Origin of the sequence: Bacillus sp. 22483 (genome assembly GCF_052044605.1) — a bacterium.
GTDB classification, from domain to species: domain Bacteria; phylum Bacillota; class Bacilli; order Bacillales; family Bacillaceae; genus Bacillus; species Bacillus altitudinis.
In genome coordinates this window covers 77,117-103,022 of sequence record NZ_JBQENU010000005.1, presented here as the reverse complement: position 1 = coordinate 103,022, position 25,906 = coordinate 77,117, and the positions used below count along the sequence as shown (strand labels likewise).

25 protein-coding genes, 1 pseudogene and 1 riboswitch are annotated in these 25,906 nt (G+C 39.9%); of the genes and pseudogenes, 4 read left to right on the top strand and 22 right to left on the bottom strand.

Translation table 11 applies throughout. The features are described 5' to 3' along the window. Positions 1-127: 127 nt before the first annotated feature. Positions 128-739, bottom strand: a complete 612-nt coding sequence (locus tag ACTJJQ_RS09525) for a JmjC domain-containing protein (RefSeq protein ID WP_231101345.1) — start codon at positions 737-739, stop codon at positions 128-130. A 685-nt stretch (positions 740-1,424) separates the two neighbouring features. Between ACTJJQ_RS09525 and ACTJJQ_RS09520 the strand changes: the two genes are divergently transcribed. The 3 genes from ACTJJQ_RS09520 (at position 1,425) to ACTJJQ_RS09510 (ending at position 2,957) form a co-directional block, all read left to right on the top strand. Further along, complete coding sequence (locus tag ACTJJQ_RS09520) at positions 1,425-1,601, top strand: PqqD family protein (RefSeq protein ID WP_017358652.1); 177 nt, start codon at positions 1,425-1,427, stop codon at positions 1,599-1,601. Further along, on the top strand, positions 1,598-2,587 hold the full coding sequence (locus ACTJJQ_RS09515; RefSeq protein ID WP_017358651.1) for a GNAT family N-acetyltransferase: 990 nt from the start codon (positions 1,598-1,600) through the stop codon (positions 2,585-2,587). The genes ACTJJQ_RS09520 and ACTJJQ_RS09515 overlap by 4 nt, the downstream gene beginning before the upstream one ends. 115 nt (positions 2,588-2,702) lie before the next feature. Next, on the top strand, positions 2,703-2,957 hold the full coding sequence (locus ACTJJQ_RS09510; RefSeq protein WP_025208230.1) for a hypothetical protein: 255 nt from the start codon (positions 2,703-2,705) through the stop codon (positions 2,955-2,957). A 209-nt stretch (positions 2,958-3,166) separates the two neighbouring features. Here the strand turns inward: ACTJJQ_RS09510 and ACTJJQ_RS09505 are convergent, their stop codons facing one another. From ACTJJQ_RS09505 to ACTJJQ_RS09455, 11 genes are all read right to left on the bottom strand, one after another. Continuing rightward, complete coding sequence (locus ACTJJQ_RS09505; RefSeq protein WP_440600149.1) at positions 3,167-4,585, bottom strand: glycoside hydrolase family 1 protein; 1,419 nt, start codon at positions 4,583-4,585, stop codon at positions 3,167-3,169. Then, positions 4,557-6,464: a beta-glucoside-specific PTS transporter subunit IIABC gene (locus ACTJJQ_RS09500; RefSeq protein WP_284565264.1), complete on the bottom strand. Its 1,908-nt coding sequence runs from the start codon at positions 6,462-6,464 to the stop codon at positions 4,557-4,559. The genes ACTJJQ_RS09505 and ACTJJQ_RS09500 overlap by 29 nt, the downstream gene beginning before the upstream one ends. 325 nt (positions 6,465-6,789) lie before the next feature. Continuing rightward, complete coding sequence (gene licT / locus ACTJJQ_RS09495; RefSeq protein ID WP_017368351.1) at positions 6,790-7,623, bottom strand: BglG family transcription antiterminator LicT; 834 nt, start codon at positions 7,621-7,623, stop codon at positions 6,790-6,792. A gap of 224 nt (positions 7,624-7,847) precedes the next feature. After that, complete coding sequence (locus ACTJJQ_RS09490) at positions 7,848-8,663, bottom strand: YwqG family protein (RefSeq protein ID WP_041508002.1); 816 nt, start codon at positions 8,661-8,663, stop codon at positions 7,848-7,850. Between the two features lie 173 nt (positions 8,664-8,836). Next, a complete protein-coding gene (locus tag ACTJJQ_RS09485; RefSeq protein WP_255201823.1) occupies positions 8,837-9,292 on the bottom strand; it encodes a methyl-accepting chemotaxis protein in 456 nt (151 codons plus the stop codon). Positions 9,293-9,825: 533 nt separating this feature from the next. Continuing rightward, positions 9,826-10,560, bottom strand: a complete 735-nt coding sequence (locus ACTJJQ_RS09480) for an energy-coupling factor transporter transmembrane component T family protein (RefSeq protein WP_041091251.1) — start codon at positions 10,558-10,560, stop codon at positions 9,826-9,828. Further along, positions 10,550-12,148 (bottom strand): ABC transporter ATP-binding protein, encoded by a 1,599-nt coding sequence (locus tag ACTJJQ_RS09475; protein ID WP_440600148.1) that lies wholly within the window; start codon positions 12,146-12,148, stop codon positions 10,550-10,552. The genes ACTJJQ_RS09480 and ACTJJQ_RS09475 overlap by 11 nt, the downstream gene beginning before the upstream one ends. Then, on the bottom strand, positions 12,123-12,722 hold the full coding sequence (locus ACTJJQ_RS09470) for an ECF transporter S component (protein ID WP_019743666.1): 600 nt from the start codon (positions 12,720-12,722) through the stop codon (positions 12,123-12,125). Before ACTJJQ_RS09470 ends, ACTJJQ_RS09475 begins: the two co-directional genes overlap by 26 nt. Then, positions 12,719-13,405, bottom strand: coding sequence for a thiaminase II (gene tenA, locus ACTJJQ_RS09465; RefSeq protein WP_007498001.1), 687 nt, complete (start codon positions 13,403-13,405; stop codon positions 12,719-12,721). The genes ACTJJQ_RS09470 and tenA overlap by 4 nt, the downstream gene beginning before the upstream one ends. 87 nt (positions 13,406-13,492) lie before the next feature. Then, positions 13,493-13,596: riboswitch (TPP riboswitch) on the bottom strand. Positions 13,597-13,652: 56 nt separating this feature from the next. Beyond that, positions 13,653-14,780, bottom strand: a complete 1,128-nt coding sequence (locus ACTJJQ_RS09460; protein WP_440600147.1) for a hypothetical protein — start codon at positions 14,778-14,780, stop codon at positions 13,653-13,655. Positions 14,781-14,920: 140 nt separating this feature from the next. Then, positions 14,921-15,577, bottom strand: a complete 657-nt coding sequence (locus ACTJJQ_RS09455) for a type 1 glutamine amidotransferase domain-containing protein (protein WP_017358640.1) — start codon at positions 15,575-15,577, stop codon at positions 14,921-14,923. 227 nt (positions 15,578-15,804) lie between these two features. On the opposite strand from ACTJJQ_RS09455, the pseudogene ACTJJQ_RS09450 reads away from it, so the two are divergent. Next, positions 15,805-15,996 (top strand): annotated as a pseudogene (locus ACTJJQ_RS09450) (hypothetical protein); the annotation flags it as partial. A 143-nt stretch (positions 15,997-16,139) separates the two neighbouring features. Here ACTJJQ_RS09450 and ACTJJQ_RS09445 read toward each other — a convergent pair. The 10 genes from ACTJJQ_RS09445 to ACTJJQ_RS09400 form a co-directional block, all read right to left on the bottom strand. Further along, entirely contained in the window at positions 16,140-16,511 is a 372-nt protein-coding gene (locus ACTJJQ_RS09445; RefSeq protein WP_007498006.1) for a DUF1304 domain-containing protein, read from the bottom strand. Next, positions 16,508-16,771, bottom strand: a complete 264-nt coding sequence (locus tag ACTJJQ_RS09440; protein ID WP_008345710.1) for an ORF6C domain-containing protein — start codon at positions 16,769-16,771, stop codon at positions 16,508-16,510. Before ACTJJQ_RS09440 ends, ACTJJQ_RS09445 begins: the two co-directional genes overlap by 4 nt. 207 nt (positions 16,772-16,978) lie before the next feature. Then, complete coding sequence (locus tag ACTJJQ_RS09435) at positions 16,979-19,360, bottom strand: immune inhibitor A domain-containing protein (protein ID WP_100324611.1); 2,382 nt, start codon at positions 19,358-19,360, stop codon at positions 16,979-16,981. A 189-nt stretch (positions 19,361-19,549) separates the two neighbouring features. Next, a complete protein-coding gene (locus tag ACTJJQ_RS09430; RefSeq protein ID WP_008345714.1) occupies positions 19,550-19,843 on the bottom strand; it encodes a putative quinol monooxygenase in 294 nt (97 codons plus the stop codon). 25 nt (positions 19,844-19,868) lie between these two features. Further along, positions 19,869-20,507: a nitroreductase family protein gene (locus tag ACTJJQ_RS09425; protein ID WP_017368360.1), complete on the bottom strand. Its 639-nt coding sequence runs from the start codon at positions 20,505-20,507 to the stop codon at positions 19,869-19,871. A 13-nt stretch (positions 20,508-20,520) separates the two neighbouring features. Next, positions 20,521-20,964, bottom strand: a complete 444-nt coding sequence (locus tag ACTJJQ_RS09420; protein ID WP_045033720.1) for a MarR family winged helix-turn-helix transcriptional regulator — start codon at positions 20,962-20,964, stop codon at positions 20,521-20,523. Positions 20,965-21,511: 547 nt separating this feature from the next. Next, on the bottom strand, positions 21,512-22,813 hold the full coding sequence (locus ACTJJQ_RS09415) for a pyrimidine-nucleoside phosphorylase (protein ID WP_039164991.1): 1,302 nt from the start codon (positions 22,811-22,813) through the stop codon (positions 21,512-21,514). A 24-nt stretch (positions 22,814-22,837) separates the two neighbouring features. After that, complete coding sequence (locus tag ACTJJQ_RS09410) at positions 22,838-24,019, bottom strand: NupC/NupG family nucleoside CNT transporter (protein WP_019743592.1); 1,182 nt, start codon at positions 24,017-24,019, stop codon at positions 22,838-22,840. Positions 24,020-24,186: 167 nt separating this feature from the next. Further along, entirely contained in the window at positions 24,187-24,858 is a 672-nt protein-coding gene (gene deoC, locus ACTJJQ_RS09405; protein ID WP_007498018.1) for a deoxyribose-phosphate aldolase, read from the bottom strand. A gap of 84 nt (positions 24,859-24,942) precedes the next feature. Then, positions 24,943-25,887, bottom strand: a complete 945-nt coding sequence (locus ACTJJQ_RS09400) for a sugar-binding transcriptional regulator (protein WP_046526802.1) — start codon at positions 25,885-25,887, stop codon at positions 24,943-24,945. Positions 25,888-25,906: the final 19 nt, after the last annotated feature.

The window sequence follows — 25,906 nt, the reverse complement described above, 5'->3', positions numbered from 1 at the left end:
CCGTCATAATAAAGAACCGCTTTTTTGGCGGTTCTTTATTTTTTGTCATCTCTATCAACATTATATGAAGTTTAATCGTCATACTTCTATAGTAGAGTTAAGAAGATAATGAATATAAGTTATCTTCTTAAAAACCATCTTTTATACTCATAAGTTGTCTTACAACAAGTTGTGTAGATTGATATACATCTAAGTCATCTTTCTTTCTTGCCAGTATATCCCCTACTGAAATTCCCTTGAAATCGTTTGGTAAATTATTTATCATTGATTTTAATTTTTCTTCTACCTTTTTTCGTTCATTTTCATCCAAAAGGTCAATATTAACGAGTTCTCTCCATTCGTCTTTTTGAATCAATCGATTCCTTAATTCTATTAAAATTAGATCTAGCCAAGCTGGCTGACCGAAGGTAAAGTTTAATGCAATGGTTTCTTCAGAAGAACTAGTTGAATGCCAACAACCTCTTGGAAGAAATAAAAATGATCCCGTATCCAAAATCAATTCCCTACCATTAGATAAATTTTCATCAGGAAAATCACCATTCCAATACGACTTTAATGGATCTGGCAAATGAGGAGCCTCAATTAATTCATAATGTTGAAGTGGATTCACTGTATTAAAATTTTCAGCCAACTTCCATTTCTTTTTCCCTTTAAGTTGAAAAATGAAATTACAATACGCATCAAAATGTGCTGAAAATCCAGCTGATTCTTTAGCAGCATACAATACTGCTTTTGCCATTGTTCCCTCAGGCAAGCCTAAAAGATTATCCTATACCATTTAGAATTCAATTTAGTGGATATACAGCTCTCTAAAACCATAAACGCCTTCCTAGATTAAAATAACCGATGATTCTAGCCATCTTTTGTATTTTCTCCAATTTCTTTTTTACAAACTATCAATCTATTTGCAACATCAATCTACTCATCACTATTACTTTATAAACATAAAATTTGTCAAAAAATCATTGTTTAAATATTGAAAAAAAATATAAATGACATGCTATTATCTCTTTTGTTAGGATATAAAATAGGAATTTAATACATATATAAGAGGAATGTTACATCAAAAAAATTATAAAACTCCATGTCTTGTTGAGATTCGTAATGTAGTTGTTGCTGGAGGACATTAATAACTAGTTTTTCATACCCTAACACTTTATGAAAGGAGTGTACAATCTTTGCTGACTCATGATGAATGTTATTTATATAATGATTTTGTCAAAGAAAATCAACTATACATATATCCTTTGAAGATAATAAAATCTTAAATCATACCCTGACACAAACGAGCCAAAGCTACAATCTTGGTACCTTGTTATAGAAAAAAGAATGAAGGGAATCACAATGAAGAATAATACAATTTTCGTAAAAAATCCTGATAATGAACAAGAAAGTACTTAAAAGGTATCATTATCGAACCGGGCATGTCCCTAAATCAAGTCGCAGCTGATTTTTATGAACGAATTGACGGACAAAGAGAGTTTATTTCAATAGTAACGGAAATCGCTGAAGAATATGATACAGATGTTCAAACTTGTATCAAAGACCTCCAAGCATTGAGTAAACAATTAATTGAAAAGGAAGTTGTATATGTAAAATGAATAAACTGAATGATGATATTCTAGAAAACATCTATAAAAACATTTCAACTAAGAGAAGCAAAACAATCGTTAATTACATTGCAATGCTAATGGCACTAGCAAGAGATCATGAACTAAACGAGGATGATTTAATTAATTGGATTCACAGTAAATTAAGTGCAATAGGATATTTTCAAGAAAAAAACCGTTTATTTACTCAAAACAAATTAGATGAATTTGTCGTAGAGTTTATTGAAGGAAGAGCACTATTATATGATGATATCAACATAACTGAAACAAAACAAAACGAATATGTCATCAGTAGCAAATTGTGGTACAAAAAGAATCCACCTGAAAGTTTTTTTTATTTTGGTATTGACCCTGAAGATTTTTCGAACTACGCACAAAAACTTGCTCAAATAAACGCCGAAAAACTAGGTATCTCAATCAATTTTTCTAAGGATCAAGCGAATGACAACGAAATAGCTCATATCCAGCTTTCAAAAAAATGGTCTCTTTCAGAAGAATTGACAGTAACTCAGCCAAGTTCAAAAGACTTTTCTTGGTTAACATGTTTTTTCAATGAACATTGGGGTGGAACGACTATGGTGTCTAAAGGGACAACTTATAATGTTTTAAATGAAAACATTATGTTGGCTAAACGTGGAGATACTATAGTAGGAATATTAGTTTACAAAATATTCAAAGAAGAGGCGGAAATCCTGACTTTAGAGGCTCTAGAAAAGTACCATGGGGTTGGCAGTAAATTGCTTTTTGAGTTAGAACAACATCTAAAAACACAAAATATACAATCTATTAATTTAATCACTAGTAATGATAACTTAAATGCCATTAGGTTTTATCAAAGAAAGGGATATTCTTTCAAAAACATCTATATCGGTGCAATTGATAAAGCAAGAATGCTTAAGCCGACAATTCCCTCTATAGGAAATTACGGAATAAATGTCAAAGATGAATTAGAATTTGAAAAAAGGTTGATACGATGACTATAAAAAGCAGATTGATTGTTATTGCGATTTCACTTTTAACTTAAACCAAGACGCAGCTCTCACGATTAATACATTACACATTCCAATACTAAAAGAAAACATAGATGTTTTAATGCCTTTACAAGAGGATAACTTATTATATATCACTATTAATAATAACATTGAATACCTTGTTGATTCACGCGATGATTATGAATGGTTTACTTTTTTAAGTAAAATCAATGGTATCAAATCCATAAAAGATATTTTATCTCAAAATAATCAAAATTTTAGAGATATAAAAGAAAGACTTGAAGAATCAGTATTACTTGATATTATCGAATTAAAATCACTTTTTGAAGATCAAAGCTCTTCTTCAAAAGCATAAATAAATATATTCGAAAGATCATATGATTTATTTGAACCACGCAAAAATTTAAAGTGTGGTTTATTTTTTGTGCAATTTTGTCTTTTTCATAAAACAAAAAGCATTATCATTCCAAAGTGACACCTAAAGAATGATAATGCCTCGATTCAAATTGTTTTCATCGTTTTATGACACCGTGTGTTCTCAAAGAAACCAAATATTTTCTCTATTTAGTCGTCTAAATGCTTTCCATTTGTCGCGATCACTTGTTTATACCAATCAAAGCTTTTCTTTTTCTTTCGATCTAATGTACCGTTGCCTTCATTGTCGCGGTCGACATAAATGAAGCCGTAGCGTTTTTTCATTTCAGCTGTTGATGCACTGACAAGATCAATTGGGCCCCAGCTTGTATAGCCGATCAGATCAACGCCGTCTGCGATCGCTTCTCTTGCCTCAAGCAAATGACTTCTGAGGTAATCAATTCGGTAATCGTCTTGAATGGAGCCGTCTTCTTCTACTTGATCCACAGCACCCAATCCATTTTCTACGATAAACAATGGTTTTTGGTAGCGGTCATATAGTTGGTTTAGTGTTGTACGAAGTCCTTTTGGATCAATTTGCCAGCCCCAATCACTTGCTTCTAGATAAGGGTTTTTCACGCCTTCAAATAGGTTACCACCAGTAACTTGTCCAAGAACCTCTGGATCTGTACTTGTCACAAAACTCATATAATAGCTGAAGCCAATATAGTCGACTGTATGGTTTCTTAGAATGTCTTCGTCACCGTCTTGGAACTCAATGTTGATGTTATTTTCCAGGAAATAACGTTTCATGTATCCAGGGTAATAACCTCTTGCCTGTACATCTGAGAAGAACAATGTTTTACGATCTTGTTCAATCGCAGCAAACATATCTTCTGGTCTTGAGCTGTACGGATAAGTTGTCATCGCTGCAATCATACAACCGATTTTCGCATCAGGAATGATTTCGTGTCCTGCTTTAACAGCTAGAGCACTTGCAACAAATTGGTGATGCGCTGCTTGATATTGAATGCTCTTCTCGTCTTCGCCTTCTTCAAATACAAGGCCGCCCCCTGTGAAAGGAGCATGTAACACAACGTTGATTTCATTAAAAGTCATCCAATATTTCACTTTATCTTTAAAGCGAGTGAACAATGTTTTAGCGTATGTTTCATAAAGACCCACAAGCTTACGGTTTCTCCAACCGCCGTAGTTTTTCACAAGTGCAAGTGGCATTTCATAGTGAGAGATCGTGACAACTGGCTCAATTCCATGCTTATGCAGTTCATCAAATACTTTTTCATAGAAAGCGAGGCCCGCTTCATTCGGTTCCGCATCGTCGCCATTTGGGAAAATACGTGGCCAAGAAATGGATAGTCTGAAGCACTTGAATCCCATTTCTGCAAACAGGGCAATATCTTCTTTGTAGCGATGATAGAAGTCGATCGCATCATGATATAAGTTAAGGTCCTTCATTGATTCATCGAATGGGTGCATAATACCGTGTGGTGATACATCCGCTGTCGATAAGCCTTTTCCATCTTTGTTATAAGCGCCTTCAATTTGGTTGGCGGCTACCGCGCCGCCCCATAAGAAACCTTTAGGAAATGTTTTTTCTAAATTGGTCATGTTGAATGCCCTCCTCATTTTCTTCTACACTGACTGTAAGCAATGTCTCTTTTACTGTAATCGCCCCATCTGTTTTCGCATCAACTTGTGCAAAATCATTTGTGTTGGTGACGATAATTGGCGTTGTTACATCATAGCCATCTTGCTGAATGCCCTTGATATCAAATTCAACTAGCAGATCTCCTGCTTGAACGAGATCACCTGACTGCACATGACTTGTGAAATGTTTACCGCCAAGTTTTACTGTATCAATCCCCACATGGATGAGAAGCTCTGTGCCTTGATCACTCTTTAAACCAATGGCATGTTTCGTTTGGAAAATGGTTTCAACCTTGCCGTTGAACGGTGCTACTACACGTCCAACTGTTGGGACAATGGCTGTTCCTTTACCCATGATTTCATTAGAGAATGTTGCATCATTTACTTGATTGAGCGGCTTTAGTTGACCTTCAAGCGGGCTTTGTACCACTTCATTTTGAAGCGCTACTGTGTCTTTCTTTTCTTCTGGTTTGTCTGCTTTTGTATCATCTTTCACTGGTACATCTTTGAACCCTAGAACAAGTGTCATGATGGTTGCTACAACAAAGCCGATCACTAATCCAATGATGGAGTACACAAATGTCGGTCCAATGAATGTTGGGAGACCTGGAAGACCTGCTGATCCTGATATCACATATGACTTTACTTTGAAGATAGACATGAACACGCCGCCTGCTGCTGCACCAATGAGGGCTGCAAGGAACGGTTTTTTCAATCGCATGTTCACACCATACATAGCAGGTTCAGTAATACCCATTAACGCAGTGATACTTGTAGACATCGCCAATGATTTGAATGTTTTGTTTTTTGATCTTAAGAAGACACCGAATGCTGCGCCTGCTTGTGCCATATTCGCTACAAACATCATTGGAAGAATGAAGTCAAAACCGTTTAATGTAATGTTGTTGATCATGATTGGAAGTAGTGCATAGTGCATGCCCGTAATGATCAATGGTGACATGAAGCCACCGATTAAGAGTCCGGCCAAAATACCTGCATGTTTGAACAATAAATCAATTCCACCTGAAAGACCATTTCCGATAATCCCTCCAAGTGGTCCAACCGCGATGAGCATAACTGGTACCACGACAAGAAGTGTAACTGTTGGAACAAGAATGATTTTTAGTGATTTCGGACTATATTTTTCTGCGAATCTTTCCACATAAGAGCCGAGCCAGATAGTGAGTAGAATTGGAATCACCGATGAAGAGTACACAACGGCAACCACTGGCAAGCCTAGAAATTCTGTATTTCCTGCACCTAGTAAAGCAGTGAGCTGCGGGTGCAGTGCGGCTGCTGCAATGGCAGCGGCGATATATTGATTTGTGCCAATTTTTTTGGCTACGCTTACAGCGAGCAGAATCGGTAAGAAGTAAAAGGCTCCGTCTCCGATAGCTGTTAAAATCGCATATGTGCTGCTTTTATCTGAGATCCATTGGAACGTCAGCATTAATGCTAAGATCCCTTTGATCATACCAGCTCCAGCGATGGCTGGAAGAATCGGTGTGAAGACACCAGAGATAAAATCGAAAAGTTTAGAAATCACATTTTGTTTTGAAGCTTCTTCTGAACCGCCTGATTTCACATCGGCTGATAACCCAGAATCAGCAATCATTGCTTGATAGACGTTTGATACGTCGTTGCCAATAATGACATGGTATTGACCGCCGCTTTGATTCACGCCCATGACGCCGTCTGTTGATTGCAGCTTCTCTTTATCCGCTTTGCTTTCATCGTATAGGTTGAAGCGGAGCCTTGTCATACAGTGCGTGACTTGCTTTACATTCTTTTCACCGCCGACAAGCTCTAGAACTTCTTTTGCTGTTTGTTTGTGGTTCATTGTGTTACCCTCCAATCGTTGATTTCATCTTGATATAGAAAAAACCTAAACATCCATTAATGCCCGAAAAATAGCGATTCAGACATTAATCGATATTTAGGTTTTGCCTGCTTAACCAGTAACAATCCTTCATAGCGATTGATCGTTATTCAATTTTATAAGCCTTTAGATACAAAAAAACCTAAATCATGCCTTATCAAAGATAGGGACAATGATTTAGGTTTTGCCTGCTTGACCAGTAACAATCCTAAAAGATTGTGGGTTATTGAGTTTATAGTTATAAATTAGCATGTTAATTTTGATATGTCAACGCTTTCTTTTTGATTTATTTTCTTTTTATGACTCGATCGATGTGTAAAGTTAAGTATAACATCTCATCTTCTATGAGACTTCGGTTGTATTCTTTTTGCACATAGTCATTAATTTTCTCCGCACATTGAAAAGCGGCTGTATTTTTTTCTTTTACGACTTCATACAGAAACTCATTTTGATTTTCCATTTGTGTTTCGTTAAACAGACGCTGTCCAAAAAACTTCAAATGCGTGACAAAACGGAAATAATTTAATGATTCTTCGTCCAAATCAATTTGGAAATGATACTTTACGATGTTCAAAATATCTTGAATCAGTTTTGTAATTTGAATGACATTCGGCATTTCCTCATTCAGTTCTGCATTGACAATATGCATCGCAATAAAGCCTGCTTCATCCTCGGGAAGATGGATGTTGAGCTTGTCCTGTATGATCCGAATCGCTTCTACACCACACATGAATTCCTCTTTGTACAGCCGTTTGATTTCCCAAAGCAAGGCATTTTTAATGTCCATTCCTTTTTGATGACGTTCAATAGCAAAGGTAATATGATCCGTTAATGTGACATAGATGCTGTCATTTAAATTTTTGTTAAGGGTCGTTCTTGCGTGATCGATAATTGCCTCACACACTTGCATATACTCGATCGGAATATCATAAAGCAGGGTTTTGAATTTTTCTGATATATCTTTATTTTGAATGGAAAATACTTTTTCGATACGTTCTTCGTCAATCGGGTCTCCGCTTTTCTTTTGAAACGCAATCCCTCTGCCCATAATGACCAGTTCATGCTGCTCGTCATCATACGCACTGACCACATTATTGTTGATTACTTTCGAAATGATCAATTGATCCCCCCCAGTACATTCCGCTTTTTCGAGCATTTCATTGTTGATTGATATGTCATTTTATTATTATTTTCAAAAAAGAGGACTTTAAGATGATTTTACATTTTTTTTTGATACGGTCAACTAGAAAGAATGACATATTACCTCTCAGAAATGACGATTTAGGGGCAAAAAGGCTAAAAATAGACAAAAAACACTCTTCAAAAAGAGTGTTTTTTACAAAATTAGGAGCAATCCCAGTTATAGACGACATTTTCGAAATGTTTTCGTTTGAGGTCTTCTGGTTTGATAAAAAAGTTGGCAATGCCGCAATCTCCCCACAACATGTCCACTTCATCATCTGAGTCAATTTGCAATAATAGCACAGTATGTTCTTGGTCTACATAGGTACGCGGGTCTTCTTGTGTAAAACCTGGGTATCCGCCAACTTTATGGCCAAAACCACTTGCTGTCTCATAAAATTCATCTAGCAAATGATCTGCTTCATCACCATCAATACCAACAGCATCTTCGAATAGATCCCAGCTTTGCTTTCCTGTGACTTTTTCAAAGCGGAAATCTCCTACACTGATCGTTTCGCTTGATAATTCACCTGTAATCGCACCTTCCTTCGTAACTGGAAAATAAAAATCGTCAGGAATTTTCACGAATGAAAAATCAGTCAATAAGTCTTCTTCAGCTAAGAAAGGTTCCTCAATAAATTTGATCCGAAAATCTTTTTGCTCTGTTTTTTGGTCAATATTCATCCCATAAAGATCATCATGTACAGAAATAAACACTTGCAAAAGTCCTGTTTCTGGGTAATCTTTCAGCTTTGGCAGCTGGCCGAAATTGATTTGTGCCAGCAGCTTCATAGGATGGCCTTCTCCATCAACGGGATATTCGTCGTTTTTTGGGAAATAAGGATCACCTGCTATTTTGCTGTCATATGGTCCTGTTTTTCCTTGTTTTATCTGTAATTGAATCAGTGGTTTTTCGGTTTGATCTAGCAATGGACGGTAAGGCGCAAGTACTTCTTGCAGCTTTGCTGATTGTGTCAAGATGGTCTTCCTCCTTATGAATAGGTCTAATGATCAATACAGGTCTCTCTTTTTCTATCATACAGAAGTGTAACTTCCCTGTCAGTGAAAAACCCGTCAATATCATGACAAAAAACTCACTTTAACACGTTAAAAAACCTCCGATACGGCTGGAGGTTTGGTGATTCGTTTATTTATTTCACTTGATAATTCACTAAGTCTGTTGCCAATGATTTCATCGTTTCGTTCGTTTCGTGCAGCCCCTCAATAATTTTTGTGAAAGTGCCAACGAGTTCTGCTTGATGTTCAGAAGAAGCCACGATTTGTGCTATTTCTTCTTCCATTCCTTTGATAGAGCCTTGCACATCTTTTAGCGCTGTTTCAATATCAGTCGTTGCTTGCTTCGCGTGAGTAGACAGCTTTCTCACTTCTGTAGCAACCACCCCAAAGCCTGCTCCTGCTTCACCTACTCTTGCAGCCTCAATGGATGCATTGAGTCCAAGTAAGTTCGTTTGATCAGAGATACCTTTGATGAGATTAGACACTTGGTTGATTTTAGAGGAATTTTCGACAGTGGTTTTTGTATTTTGTAGAATTTGTTCACTTGTCGCTTGTAGTTCCTCTGAATGTGCGGCCACTTGCTGTACCATCGCGACTAGTTTTTCGGAAGCATCGTTACTTTCCGTCATAATGTGTTCTAATCGTTGTTGATTCGTTTGGTCATATGCTACACAGAAGGCAGCGATCACTTGACCTTTGTCATCTTTAATCGGGATGGCGACGATGTCCATAGGAATTCCGTACACCTCTTTAGGAATCTGGATAAACGATGGCTCTCTCCCATTTTTCAACATCGAAAAGTTTTGGAACCCGGGAGCTACAACATCCCCAGCTTTAAACCCTAAGTCAATGTTCCCGTGCTGCTGATAATAAAGAACCTTCTCTTTTCCTAATACAGAAAAGGTTAGCTGCTCTCTCATAGCTAGTCCAACGATTGGTAAAGCGTCTATTATGTTATCAATTCTCTGTGACATTCGCTCACGTTCATCCTCTCTTTTTCTCAGTACACTCTCTTTATCGGTTCTTTATATGATCTATTACAGCCTGCAATGTGTACTAATATCAACCAAATGACCTAAGACATATAAAACAGCCACATTCTATCAAGAGAATGTGGCTGTTTTTAAAAGAAGAAGATGCATATCAACACACTAATGACGATGAAAAAAAGATACATGCAGTCGATCCATGATGTGCTGATGACATGATAATATGTTCTCTCCCTCGTCCCTGTGAAGCCTCTTGCTTCCATCGCAATGGCTAGTCGTTCAGATTTCCGTACACCTTGCGTGAAAAGGGGGAGTGCATAACGTATAAAGGCTTTCCAACTGTTTTTTTGCTTGTAGCCTCTAATTTTATGTGCAGCCTTCATTTGCTTCAATTCACTTTGAAACAACGGGATAAACCGGAAGCCTGCCAGCATCCCATATGCCCATTTGGGTGACATTCGGCATTGATGGATTAAGCTCATCATAAAGGCCGTCAAATCAGTTGTTGATGTAAAAAGGAGACCAAATGTCACAAACCCAAGCATTCTAAAAGAAATGGTCAGCCCATTTCTTAAACTCTCCTCCGTGATATGAAACCATGCCCACTTCCAAACTGTATGATCTCCCTTGCCAAAGGCCGCCATCATCCAAAACACGAGAATGAAAAAGAGCAGATAAGGTACAAGTCTGGTGATGAGGTATTTCAAATTCCAGCCGCCTAGGACAAGTCCAATTCCAAGTGCAAACAGCCAGATGATGAACGTCGTTTTAGGATCAGAAATCGCCATCAGACAGCACATCGCAAGGAGATGGGCGAGTAATTTCATGACTGGATTTACAGTGGATAGAAAGGAGTGATTACTTTGCAATCGTCATCACTTCCTTTCTTTCAGCCATATAGCGATAATGTAACGGCACTCTCAGCCCACAGGAAGTGACAAGTTCCTGATGAGAAAATAAATCAAAAGGCGTACCATCATAAACATGCTCCCCTTGATGAAAAACAAGCACCTGATCAGCGCACTCATCAACGAGTTCCATATCATGTGTGACCATGATAATAGTGGTGCCTTGTCGTTGACGTTCTTTTAAACGCCGGATTAACTCCCTCGCCGTTTTCTCATCCTGCCCGAAGGTCGGCTCATCTAAAATGAGTACATCCTGATCAAAAAGAAGCATCGTGGCAACACTTAATCTTCTTTTTTGTCCTAAGCTTAAGGTGAAAGGATGCACGTCTCTATGCTTCTCTAGGCCGAACTCTGCCAATAGCTGATTCGTTTTTTCTTGCACAACAGACTCTGGCCAATTTGGCTGTCTCCCACCAAATGCGATTTCATCAAACACTGTGTCCTGTATAAATTGAAGTTCTGGATTTTGAAATACAAAGCCTGCTTTTTCATATAATGTTCGGTCAGACCACTTTTTCAGGTGTTTTCCTTTTAAGAAAATGTGACCTTTCTTTATTGGTTCTAAACGGATGACATGTTTAAGAAACGTACTTTTTCCGCTGCCATTTTCACCGATGATCGCAACCCAATCTCCTGCTTTTATATTAAGGTGCAGGTCATCTATAATGCTTTTTTTCCCGTAGCTTAATTGTAGATGATCTGTGCGAATAATGACCTCTCGATCTGTTGATGACAATTTCTCATGACGTTCTTTTCTCGCCTCAAAGGTTTGCAAGAGTGTTTGACTCAGTGGATGAAACGGATCTTGTACGATAGTGGACCATTTCTCGGGAAATATTTTCGGACGCCAAATGCCGGCTTCTTTCATTTCTCCCTCAAATGTGTTCATCACGTCTTTTGGCGTTCCATCTGCTATGATACGACCTTGATGATCTAATAAGATCACCCGATCCATCCACTCGATGACACCGTCTAACACATGCTCCACAAAAATCATCGTCTGATTCTGTTCAGCTGAAAGCTGCTGAAGTAATTGAAATATCTCCATTCTTCCTGCTGGATCAAGCTGTGCTGTCGGTTCATCAAAGAACAGGACATCTGGCTCTAATGCTAGTAAACAAGCAAGCGCCAACCGCTGCTTCATTCCGCCAGATAAGGTATGAATATCTGTGTTTGGGTCGACATCCAGCTGTACTTTTTTCATGAGATGCTGAATCATATCATCCATTTGTTCTCGAGGGACAGATCGATTCTCTAAGCTAAACGCAATTTCTTCATTGACTCGGTGCATACAAAACTGCGAATCTGGGTCTTGAAACATGACACCAGTATGCCTTTGCCGCATCACTTCTCCCTGTACTTCAGCTTCCATATGCTCTGGAATAATGCCAGCAAGCACAGAAATCAGCGTAGATTTCCCGCTTCCACTTGGTCCTAATATCAGCACCTTTTCCCCCTTTTGAATAGAAAGAGATACTTGATGAAGAACGGGATTCGGCTGTTCATAAAAACGGACAGTGAGATTACTGCACGCGAGAAATGAATCCATGCTGGTCACCCTTACTTCGTTTTTCTTTCATGATGGCATATTGATTCAGCACACCCGTTTTAGATAAAGCATCCACCACAACCTTTGCCAAGCAACCGCCGAGTAACATACCGCTGATGACTTGAGTGACAAGTGTCATGAGTAACACTTGAGGCGTGTAATAGCCGAATCCATTGGCAATGAGGCTATATGCCATTGCCCCTACTGCTGCAAAGGCACCAGACAACATGAGTGTCCACATGCGATATCGCTTATAGCCAAATAGAGCGAAGGCGATTTCTGCTCCAAGTCCTTGGCATACACCAATCAAAAGCGCAGAAAGACCGAAGTGGCTGCCTGTCAGTAATTCCACGGCAGCGGCAGCTGTTTCTGCGATGAGGGCAGCGCCAGGCTTTTGGATAATGTAAGCAACGATTGGACTGGCAATGACCCAAATTCCGAACATGATGTTGCCTCCTGCTGGACCGACAAGGGCTGTAATCGGTAAATAAAGAGTCGACCACCCTAAATAGATGACTCCGCATGCCACTGATAAAATGACAGCAAGAACGACTTCTTTCATCTTCCATGTCATGAAGAATGCACCTCCATTTGGACAGGCCACTCTTCGACAGTAAAGGCCATGTCCCAAAATTTATACTCAAGCTGACAGCTTAAGATGAAGTGCTGTTTCATTTTCTCCTTTTCCTTCTCACTTGCTCCTTCCGCCCACTGATCAAGCCGTTTGCAAAGCTCCACTGTAACAGAGTCCGTTAACCCGCCATAAAACGTAATCCACTCATAGAATGGATGGGCAGGGTCGGGCTCAACATCTTTAAGCATTCGTTTGCCTATTTCCCAATAGGTCCAAGGGCAAGGGAGCAAAACCGCAATGATTTCTCCTAGCGTCCCTTCCTCGGCGACTTGCAGCATGTGATGAATATAGTGATGGGCACTTGGCGCCAAAGACGCCCCTTGCAGTTCATCATAAGCGACACCTGCCACTCGGCAAAGGTTTTGATGAGGATGTGTCTCACTATCAAGGACAAAAGCCATTTGTTGATGGAAAAAGGTAATGTCCTCTCTGTCTGTACATCTGCTGATGGCTGCCGCATAAATTTTAATAAAGGCATTTAAATATTCTGCATCCTGTTTGACATAATGAATGATCTGTTCCTTTTCGAGTTCTCCTGCTGCGAGTCCTCTCACAAACGGATGCTGATAAATCGCTTCAAATAATGGTTCTGCTTCTTGCCTTAATTGGGTTGAAAATGTCATAAAAAAAGCCTCCTCTTTTTCAGTTGAATAAATGAAAAAGCCACCCCAAATGGAGCGGCCTTCTTATCGATTCAATCATGAATAAGACAAGGTCCAGCTCCACTTCCCTCCGCTAGTACAAACTAGATCAGGTTCAAAGGGTCCAAAATTTCCTCTTGTCTCAGTCATACATGACTCCCCTAGTGGACTTTTGTCATTTAATTATCTTTACTCTACACATGTGGCGATTTGATGTCAACCGCCGATCTTAATTCAATGTATTGATCGTTGGCAGCTTCTCGATCCCTGCTGCATAGTAGAAATTAAGGACACTGAAGAAATCAATTGGCTTTCCTGTCTTTAAATCAACAGCCAAAATATGATCGCCGTAATTTGTCAGGTCATCAATGTCTAAACGCCTTGGCGTTGTCTTTCCGAGAGTATCAACAAAGCTGCTATGGTAGTACTGCCCACTAGCAAACGATGATTCATGATACATAAATAATGTCTCCACATCTAAGTAGACAAGAATGGCCTCAGAGGAACTCGCATATGGAGCAGAGTACGATACTGGTGCCGAAATACTCTTCACTTTTACACTGTCAACAGAATGCGTTCTCTGTTGATATTTTCCATCATATGAGAAATAAAATACACGCTTCCATTTATAATCGGCGGTCTTAGATTGTTTGTTATACACTTTTGTACCATTTGCGAAAACATCCCCATTGGCATACGAAGCAACAAAGTATTGCAATGTTGATGACAGGGATTCAGCACCTGTGAAATTTGGTGGGTTTTTTGCATTCACCTGTAATGTATATGAGTCTCCAAAGTCTCCACCGCTAGTAATACCAAACGCATAATCCCCCGCTGGTAAATTGCTTAACGCAAGCAGACTGCCTGCCGGTTGAATCAGATCGGTTGGATAAGCTTGTCCTTCTTCATAATCAATAACAAATAACTGAACGAAATAATCAGCATTTGGAGAGGTAATCCGGCTGATGAGCGCCTGAGGGGACGATGTACTTAAGAACCATAAATCAACTGGATCTTCCTCGTTTAAAACTGCCGATTGATTAATGGCTAGTCCATCAATAGAGCGAACGGCAGACGTGCGCATCTTTCCATCTGCAGCCGCTTTTCGTTTAATACTTATTCCCTTTTTCTTATCTACTTTAAATGATTTTTTTACTTCCTTCTGTTGAACCGCAGTCCCTTTATCCTGCTTTTCAAACGACTCTTGCACTTGCTGAATGGCTTTTTCAGTCAGTGGCGATACTTTTTCACTTGATTTTGGTGCATCTTCTGCTTTGATTGCTGGTGAAAATAAACCTGTTGTGATCAATAAAATAGACAGTAAGGCGGCGGTGATTTTGACATAAAATGCTCTCACAGGAACATCCCCTTTTCCCTAATTTGGGTTTTTTACCCTGTGATTATTTTACCATTTTTCTAATACTTGTTTTGGGCTTTTTTAGGAAATTTTTATAACAAAAAACCAGCCGTATGCGTCACGACTGGTTTTTTGATGATTTATGCAATGGTTTTGACAAATAAACGTGCTGTTTCTGCACTTGATCCTGGATTTTGTCCAGTAATGATTTGTCCGTCTACAACGGCGAATGGCGCAAATGCATCGCCTTTTTCAAATGCTGCCCCTTGCTCGCGAAGTTTTGTTTCCAATAAAAATGGAACTTTAGATGTCAATTGAACAGCATCCTCTTCCTCATTTGTGAATCCTGTTATTTTCTTGCCGTCGATAAATGATTTTCCATCACGATCCTTCACATCAACAAAGGCAGAAACGCCATGGCAAACTGCCCCAACGGCTCCATTTTTGTCTGAAATCGCTAAGATCGCATCGGCAACCAATTGATTGGACGCAAAGTCGATCATTGGGCCATGTCCTCCAGCAAAGAAAATGCCATCATACTCAGCTGGGTTTACATCGGTCAGTGCCTTTGTGTCTTGAAGTAATTCATACACATCTTGATATTGTGCTGGAACTCCTTCAGGAATTGAATTTTTATCGATCGGTACTGTTCCACCTTTTATTGAAACAATTTGCACGTTGAGTCCATTTTCTTTAAAAATATGAAATGGCTCGGCCAATTCTTCTAGCCATAAGCCTGTTGGGTGTCCGTTCATTTCTGAGCTGCTTGTGGATACTAATAAAACGTTCTTGCTCAACTTTATCATCCTTTCTATTTATCATGTGACTATTTTATATTTTGCACAATTAAATATCAAGCAATCAGACTTGGATACAACTCTTTATGTTATACCCGATTTTTTAAAAAATATAGCCTCACTTCAAATCTAATCATTCTGTCACATTCTATTGACAGGGAATTTCATGTAAAATTGTGATGAAATGATATAATATGAGAAACAATTGACAGACCTCTTGCGCTAGAGGGAATTTAAAAGGAGTGGAAAAAGAGATGAAAACCTATTCGATTGTGATGATTATCATCACGCTCTGTATCATATTGGCTGTCTTTTTAATGAATCTTACGGGCGTCATGTATGGAAAAATCATATTGGCTGTCGCTGTTGCCCTTTGTCTTACGTCCATTATTCGTTTGATGGGAATGCGTAAAAGATAAAAGCCGCCCTCTAGGGCGGCTTTACCGTGTAGACAAACCCTCGCATTCAGTGTCAGTCCTGCGCTTCGGTGCTCACCAATGTCAAATTCACTCCGATGCTCGTCCTTCCTAAACTGCAAAGGTTTTCTATCACGCTGATAGGATTATATAGCCAGGATAAGTGCAATTAATGCAAGAAAAGCTGGTAACCCTTGTTTGATGATAATCGATTTATTAGACGTCACACCGCCAAATACTGCTGCGATGAATACACAAAGAACGAAAAATAGCTGAATCATATATCCTACGGTATTCGAACCAAGAATGAGCCCCCAAATGAGTCCAGCAGCTAGAAAGCCATTGTATAGCCCTTGATTAGCAAACATCACTTTCACATTTGGATCCTTTTGTAAGTGTTCAGGCAGATTGAAAGATCTTTTCGCCATTTTTGATTCCATAAAAAACATTTCTAGTAACATGATGACAATGTGCTCTAAAGCGACAATTCCTACTAAAATCATTGCTAAAATATTCAATTTAGTGAATTCCTTTCTGATAGACGGTCTCGTATTTGTATTTTGTCCGTGTATAAATCAAAGTCTTGGATTAGCTCTAACGCCTCATGAAAACGACTTTGTGGAATGTCTTTCATTTTTCTTACACCAAATTCCTTTTTAATAAAAGCCATGATGGTATTAATATGAAGCTTACCGTGGCCATCATACTCTAAATGGCTGCAAAAAGTCTGCATCGTCCCTCGAATCACCTTTAATTGCTTGGCAGTGACACAACTCATTGGTAACGCTCATCCTTTCTTGGTTTTTTAACAACTAAAAAGAACATTGAATGAAAGAAAAACCTTCCAACCTCTATTATATAATGGTTTCATTCGGATATCAAAATAAAAAAGAACAAACATTCGATCAAAGACGAGTCATACGCTAAAAATCCATGTCTTAACGTATCAAAAAGCCGGATTCATGGATAGAATCCGGCTTTTTGTTTAGTTGCTTTTAGAAATTAATACCTTTCCAACAGAACGGTCCTTACTTTGTCCGACGACTTTAAAGGATAGGCCGTATGTTGGCACATCACGTCCTGCATCCGGGTTATTTGGATTCACATAGTTCTTTTTATCACTAAATGTACGCGTTGGGCGGATATAGCGATCCTCTAAGGTTAAGCCTGTTGTCGCTGTATAATCAATATTCAGCTTCGTGCTTGGATTCAAAGAGAATGCTGCATCATGTACTTGGAAACCTGTCGCTGCAATAGAGCCGTCACTCCATTTCAACACTTGTTGATCTGCATCTACGACTCCAAGGAAGCCGTTCCCTGGATGTTTTCCAACCCAGTTATCACTGTACGATTGATCGACGTACCACACGACCAAACCGTTATTATAGCTCATCAGACTTGCTCCTCGTTTGATATGCTTTAAGCCTTTATCGACATCAGCATAAGAGCGCCATTCTAGTAAATAATACTGAGCGGCATATTGTTTTCCATTAGATTGAGAGAATCCATTAAAAGTGAACGTGGACGTTCCCTCGGCATCATCTGACCACACTTTTGCTCCATCTGCTGTAATCTTTAGATCATCTACAAATAAACCTGGCAGTGAATATCCTGCATCTGTTGTATAGCGGAATTGCAGATCGATCTTCTTCCCTGCATAAGCAGAAAGGTCAAAAGATGCATCTACCCATCCATCTGATTTTCCATCGATGCCATTGCCTTCATTCGCTCCTGCCTCATTTCGATCATTCGTAATATTACCAGCAATGGTTGTCCATTTGTCTGTCCCAGTTTCACGAACTTCTACATACGCATAGTCATAATCTTCTTCGATATCGTACCATGCTTTAAACGTGAGCTCGGCTTTGCTTCCCTTCGACAAATCAATCCCAGATGTCGTCATGGTAGCATTCAAATTGTCACCTGTTCCGCTGAAGTATGAATATTGCCCTTGTGCAGGCTGAGTGACCACAATCTCTTTATCTGGCAAATCGACTCGAACCGCATCATGGTTGGTTCCTTTTGTTGCTGCTTCATCGATTAAAACTGTTTTGCTTTTTGTTAATGTCTTACCATCAATGGTTTTTCCAGAAAGCCAGTTGCCGCCATGCAAGTTTTGAAGCATTTCTTTTGCATATGGACTAAAACCTGTTGGTTCCGTACCAGGTACTTTACCTGCCCAGCTTCCGCTTGACATGATAGACCAATAAGAAACGGGCTCTCCTCTGCCTGTGTATTGTGTATCGTATTCATCAGGCAGACCAAGATCATGTCCAAATTCATGTGTGAACACACCTGCTGCGCCATCTTCAGGCTCAATCGTATAATCTAGAGCGCCTAACTTTCCGCCTTGACCCACTTCTGATTCAGTGTTTGGAATCTCAAATACATCACCAAGTGACCAGCGATGCGACCAAATCGCGTCAGAGCCAAGCTGTCCGCCGCCAGCTTCTTCACCTACGCCAGCGTGTACAACCATGAGGTGGTCAATGATACCGTCCGGCTCATTATAAACACCGTCCCCATCCATATCATAGCGGTCCCATTGATCATATTCACCAAGGTCAATGTTTGGATCCTTTGCCGCTGCTTCGAGGGCTTCTTTCACCAATTCGCGCGGTCTGCCGTCACTGCCTGATTCGTCTGGTACGTTCCCGCCATAATATGCTGCTTCATGCTTGGCTGTATACCATCCAGCTACTGTTCCACTAATCGTATAACTTCCACCAGACTGCTTTTCATAATATTGCTTCATAGAAACTTTTCTTTTACCATCTGGACCGATGTAGCCATTTTTTCCGAAAAGCATGTCTTGGTAATGCTGCTGATCATACTTGTCATAGTACATATCAGTCTCTTCTTTTTTAATACTATTATGCTTATAATCTTTAAAATCTACTAATAATACCAAAACTTTATCATTACGGACGTCGCCTTTATATTTTTCCTTTTTCACCGGCTTTACTTGATTGCCTTCTTTTCCTTTATGCTTCTTTAACTTTTTCTTTTTGGCTAGTTTATTATGTACATTTTGTTTGTATTCTTTTAGGAATTCAGGTTCTTCTGTTAAGGTACTTGCGCTTTGTTTCATCGCTGCTTCTTCTTTTTTCTTTAGGTAGTTCTTTAATGCTTTTTGGGTTTCTGCCTCATTGGCATTCTTTTTGATCTTTCCTTGTTTTTTCAAGGCTTTGATGAGGCGGTCTTCATTGACAACACTTGCGTCGAATGGAATACCTGAATAATGACCACCATCTGAGGATGTTGACTTTTCTGAGGTGTGGGCAGATAGAGGGGTGCTGAAAGCTGTCAATGTGCCTAAACTGAGGACAGCTGTTAGTGCGATGCTCGTCCATTTCCCTTTTTTCATATTGGTTCCTCCCTAATTTGGTAATAAATAATATCTAATTCTAGCATATTCCAATATACTTAAGTCGAAAAACATTTTATTTTCAGAAACTTTGTGGAAAATGCACAATACGAGATTGAAATAGGTGGAACGAATTGTCGAAAATAAAAGAACCCTAGGCTATAAATGCCTAGGGTGTTTGTTGTTTTTCTATGAAAGCTGCTCTCCTTGATATGCAACAACATCAAGTGGAGCGGCTAAAAATTCTTTTGCCTTTGCGACGAAAGCTTGGAAATGTGCACTTGCATTATGGCTTTGAACCGCTGCTTCATCTTTCCACACTTCGACCATTAAAAAGGTGTTTTCTTTCTCTGTATCCTTGAAAAGCTTGTAGGACACATTGCCTGCTTCTTCCTGTGAAGCTTTCATTAAACCGTTGATTTCTTCTAGAAATACGTTTTCTTTCTCTGGATGAATGGTCATCCCTGCATGAATAATAATCATATGATCGTCTCCCTTTTTTTAAAAATTATTTCCACTCTGTGATGCGATCGATCGGTAAACGGTAAGAAGCATAACCTTCGTCAGCCGCTTTCCCAATGGATAGAAGCATAACTGGTACATAGCGCTCTTTATCCCAGCCGAATGTTTCAGCGATGACTTCTTTGTCATATCCGCCAATTGGGTTTGTATCATAACCATGCGCACGAGCAGCAAGCATCAGCTGCATTGACACAAGTCCACCGTCAATTAAGATCGTTTCACGATTCACTTGCTCTGGAAGAGCTTCAAAATGTGCAGTTAATGCAGCAATTTGTCTTTCTTTTACTTCCTGCGGCATGTAGCCATTTTCTACTGCTTTTGAATAAATTTCTTCTAAGTATTCATTGTTTTTCATATCTGCAAACACTGCGATGACAGCTGATGATGTAGCTACTTGTGTTTGGTTGAATTTTGCGAGTGGTGCAAGCTTTTCTTTTCCTTCTGGGCTGTCAATGACCATGAAGCGCCAAGGCTGTGCATTCACTGATGATGGTGCTGTTGTTGCCTCTTCTAAAATCTCCGTCATTTCTTCTTTGCTAATTTTCACTGCTGGATCATAGTTACGAATGGAGCGGCGCCCTTTCATAATATCCATAAAATCGTTTGTTTTTAATGTTGTAGCCATGTGTAACACTCCTTTAGGTTGTTTGAATCTTTTCGATGTTTTGTTGTATACGGATGAGCACATCAGTGAGAAGCTTTCGTTCTTCATCACTTACGTTTTCAAGCATTTCTGAGATAAATCGTTCTTTTTCTTTTTTAGAAGCTTCGATTCTTGTTCTGCCTTCATCTGTCAGACGAACAAGCGTGACGCGATTATCTTCCGGCTTTCTTCTGCGCGTGACCATTCCTTTTGTTTCTAACTGTTTTAAGTGACGCGTCACAGCCGCACTATCAATATTTACTTTTTTCTGCAAATCGGATTGGCTGATTTCGTCGGCTTGGAATAACAGTGATAGCAACTCCAGTCTTGATTGGCTGATGCCCGTGCATGCTTCGAACTTCACACCCATCATACGGTTCACGCACTGCAAACGATATAATACCTCTGCTTCTTCAGAGCAAAATGCAGTCAATGCCATCCCCTCTTTTCTATTCAGATCAATTAGTTGATATATCAATCATTGACTCGTCAACTAATATACACCCATTATTTCATGATTGCAAGAGGTTTGTTTCATAAAGTGAAATTTTTTATTTCAATTAAAAAAGACGAGCTTTTGCTCGTCTCAGACAGTAGACAAAGGGCTAAAATGTAGTTTATTTTAGCCCTTTGTCTTCTTTTCAGCGTGAAAGAAAACCTTTGCAGTCTAGGAAGGACGAGCAATGGAGCGGAACGAATTTGACATTCGTGAGAACCAGCGTGCAGGACTGACACCGAATGCGAGGGTTTGTCTTCACGCTGGGACGAGCTTTTGCTCGCCTTAAGAACTTGGTGTCGATGTTGGTCCCACATAGTAGCTGATAAATCCAATAATCATCAAGACAACAAAAATAAAGAGAATGAGTTTGAGCATTCTCATGGTATATCCCCTCCCACTCATCTAACTTATCATATCTAGAAGAAGCGCTACCTAAAATTTACATAAAAAAAGACAAAAGCGATTCATCACTTTTGTCTTTTTCTCTTTATTCTGTAATTACTGTATGAATCAAAGTCGGAGCATCGGCATGGTCAGCGATGCGGATGTTGTCATAAATTTTCTCCATGACATTCGCTACATCCTCACGGTTTGCATGCAGCGTCACGAGAGATTCGCCTTTTTCTACACGATCGCCTACTTTTTTGTTGAGCATGATGCCAACAGATAGGTCGATATCGTCTTCTTTTGTTGCACGTCCTGCTCCAAGAATCATCGCTGCAACACCGATTTCGTCTGCGACGATTTCAGCGATCACACCTGATTCTTTTGCCGGCACTTCGATTTGATAAGGTGCTTGTGGCAGTTTTTCCGGTTGATCTACAATCGAGCCGTCTCCACCTTGGTTTTCTAAAAATTCCTTGAATTTCTCAAGTGCTTTGCCGTTTTTCATGACTTCAATTAGCTTTTCTCTTGCTTCATCAAGTGTCTCTGCTTTTTTCGCAAGAACGACCATTTGACTTCCTAATGTGAGCACAAGCTCGTTTAAGTCTTCAGGGCCTTCGCCTTTAAGCGTGTCAATCGCCTCTTTCACTTCAAGGGAATTTCCTATCGCTAATCCTAGCGGCTGAGACATGTCTGAGATGACAGCCATCGTTTGTCTGCCAACATTATTTCCAATACGAACCATTGCTTTTGCAAGCTTCTCAGAGTCTTCAGGTGTTTTCATGAAAGCACCTGCACCTGTTTTCACATCTAATACGATTGCATCTGCGCCAGCAGCGATTTTCTTACTCATAATCGAGCTTGCAATGAGCGGGATGGAGTTAACAGTTCCTGTTACATCACGAAGGGCATACAGTTTTTTATCAGCAGGTGTCAGGTTGCCTGATTGTCCAATGACCGCTACTTTATGACGGTTCACCAGCTCGATGAACTCGTCTTTTGTAATTTCAACGTGGAAGCCTTTGACTGCCTCTAGCTTGTCGACTGTTCCACCCGTATGTCCAAGACCACGCCCAGACATTTTTGCAACAGGTACATCAAGTGCTGCAACAAGAGGAGCGAGTACAAGCGTTGTTGTATCGCCTACACCGCCTGTTGAATGCTTGTCTACTTTAATGCCGTCGATAGCAGACAGGTCAATTGTGTCCCCTGAGTTTGCCATAGCGAGTGTTAAATCTGCACGTTCTTGATCCGTCATATCTTGGAAGAAAATCGCCATCGCCAAGGCACTTGCTTGGTAGTCAGGAATTGTTCCGTCCGTATAACCTTTGACAAAGAAAGAAATTTCCTCTGAAGATAATTCTTTTCCGTCACGTTTTTTCGCAATGATATCTACCATTCTCATTGTTTTCACCATTCCTTTTTTAGTTTAGTAAATCAAACCGACAACGCCTGCTGTTAAGAAGCTGACGAGTGTTGCACCGAATAACAGCTTTAATCCAAAGCGTGCGACAACGTTTCCTTGTTTTTCATTTAAGCCTTTCACTGCTCCAGCAATGATACCGATAGACGAGAAGTTCGCAAATGACACAAGGAATACAGAAATGATCGCTTCTGTACGAGCAGTGAAATGGAAGGCATCGCCAGAAAGAATTTGCATCGCCACAAATTCGTTAGACACCATCTTGGTCGCCATAATACTTCCTGCTTGTACTGCTTCGCTCCATGGTACACCAACAATAAACGCAAATGGTGCAAACACATATCCAAGTACATCTTGGAAAGAAACACCGATGGCAGCTGTGAAAATACCATTAATCATCGCAATTAATGCAACGAATCCAATCAACATCGCAGCCACAACAATGGCTACTTTGAAACCATCCATAATGTATTCGCCGAGCATTTCGAAGAAAGATTGTCTTTCTTCTTCTACGACTTCAAGCATGTCTTCGTCTTTAGACACTTCATATGGATTGATGATAGACGCAATAATAAATCCACCAAATAGGTTCAGCACAAGTGCTGTAACAACGTACTCCGGTTTAATCATTTGCATATACGCACCGACAATGGACATTGATACAGTCGACATCGCAGATGCACACAATGTATAAAGACGCTGTTGAGGTAATAATCCAAGCTGTTTCTTAATGGAAATGAACACTTCGGATTGACCTAAAATCGCTGACGCTACGGCGTTGTAAGATTCTAGTTTCCCCATTCCATTGACTTTACTAAGCAAATACCCAATTCCGCGTACGATCAGCGGAAGGATACGCCAATGCTGCAGGATACCAATCAAGGCAGAAATGAAGACGATCGGCAGCAAGACATTGATAAAGAAAGTTGATGCATTATCATTCATTAAACCGCCAAATACGAAGTTGATCCCTTCACCTGCATAGCCTAGAAGCATTTGGAATCCTTTTGCAAAGCCCCCGACTAGGAAGTTCCCAACACCTGTATTGAGCAGAATATAACCTAAAATAAATTGCAGTACAATCATGACAATGACTGGACGGAATTTCACTCGCTTTTTCCCGTTACTTGCCAGCCATGCAATGGCGAGAATCACCAGCAAACCGATAATACCAATGACGTATTTCATGTTTTTCCTCCTTGAATGAATTCGTTTACATTAATGTGCTTGTATGGAACAAACCCTATTTCGCAAACAAATTGCGGAAGAAAATCCCAGAAATGAGATCCTTCCGCATATGACTTTTTCATCATCTAATGAGTCATGATTGTTATCCTACCATAGGATCGTATGAATTAATAGTCTTTAGAAGGAGCTGATTGATCCCCTTTAATAATGGAAACGCCTGCACTGGCACCAATACGGGTTGCGCCTGCAGCTGTCATCGCTTCTACGTCTTCTTTTGTTCTCACGCCGCCTGATGCTTTGACACCGATGTCAGGTCCAACTGTTTTACGCATTAATGCGATGTCCTCAGCTGTTGCACCGCCTGTACTAAATCCAGTCGATGTTTTGACGAAATCAGCGCCAGCTTTTACAGAAAGTTCACAAGCTCGTACTTTCTCTTCATCTGTGAGTAAACAAGTTTCAATGATGACTTTCACTAAGGCTTTACCTTTTGCTGCATCTACAACGGCACGAATATCTTGTTCAACTGCATCATATTCGCCATCTTTCAATGCCGCAATATTGATGACCATGTCCACTTCAGTTGCACCGTTTTCAATGGCATCCTTTGTTTCAAATGCTTTCACTGCTGTTGTGTTTGCACCTAACGGGAAACCGATGACTGTACATACATCAACGCCTGTTCCTTCTAGTTCTTTCGCCGCAAGAGATACCCAAGTTGGGTTCACACAAACGGAAGCAAATTGATATGTCTTTGCTTCTTCTAGTAACTGCATGATCGCAGCTTTAGATGTATCTGGTTTTAGTGCTGTATGATCAATGAGCTTTGCTATTGTCATGATTCACACTTCCTTTTAAATATGATACTTTCATCTTAAATGACTATTGAACAATTGTAAATATAGTTATGAAATTTTGTTCATCTATTTTGTGACATTTAAAAGAGCTCTTGCTGTGTGCTGATCGATCATCAATACGTTCGCATATTTTCCTCTCAGCGCCCCATGGATAGAGGCAACCTTTCGATGTCCACCAGCAACAAGAATGGAGCGCTCTTTTGTTCTCAAATCATCCAGCTCCACACCGATTGTGCGATTGTTAATCGCTTCACTGCAAATGCGTCCTTCTTGATCATAAAAACGTGAACAGATATCTCCGACACTGGATGTCTTGAGCAACGCCTTTTCTTCTTCACGGAAATAACCAAGCCTAAACAAAAGCGCCTCATCTCTTACCGTCCCAACAGTAAACACAGCGATATTTGCCTGTTTGCCCATTTCAATAATGCGATGAATATGTCTGTCCTGTTCGACCATCTCTTTAACGGCGGCACTATCGAACACAACAGGCAGTGGCAAATAGCGTGGTGCCGTTTGAAAAGCTGATGCAAACAGCTGAATCGTTTCCGCAGAATATGTATTCACATGTGAATGGCTGATTCCACCTTTCAACTGAACAACTTCTACCCCTTTTACCTGTTTAGGTTGCATCTTTTGAGCAATTTGATACATCGTGGTGCCCCAGCTCACTCCAACGATATCGCCGTCTTTCACCGTATTCTGAAGATAATCTGCACCAAACCGGCTCAAGTAATCCGTAATCGTTGGATAATCGTCCTTTGGTGAAAATACCACATGAGCCTCGAGCAGATCATATTTTTCTTTCAGCAATAAGGACAGCTCATTTAAATCCTCAAATGGGTCCATCACTGTAATTTGGACGTACCCTTTTTCCTTCGCATACTGAAGCAGACGAGACACCGTTGGCCTCGACAGGTCAAGCTGCTTGGCGATTTCCTGCTGACTGTAATCAGATAAGTAATAGAGCCTTGCTGCTTCAATACTTAATTGCTGTTTGTCCCGATCCATTCGTACGCCTCCTTTTTTC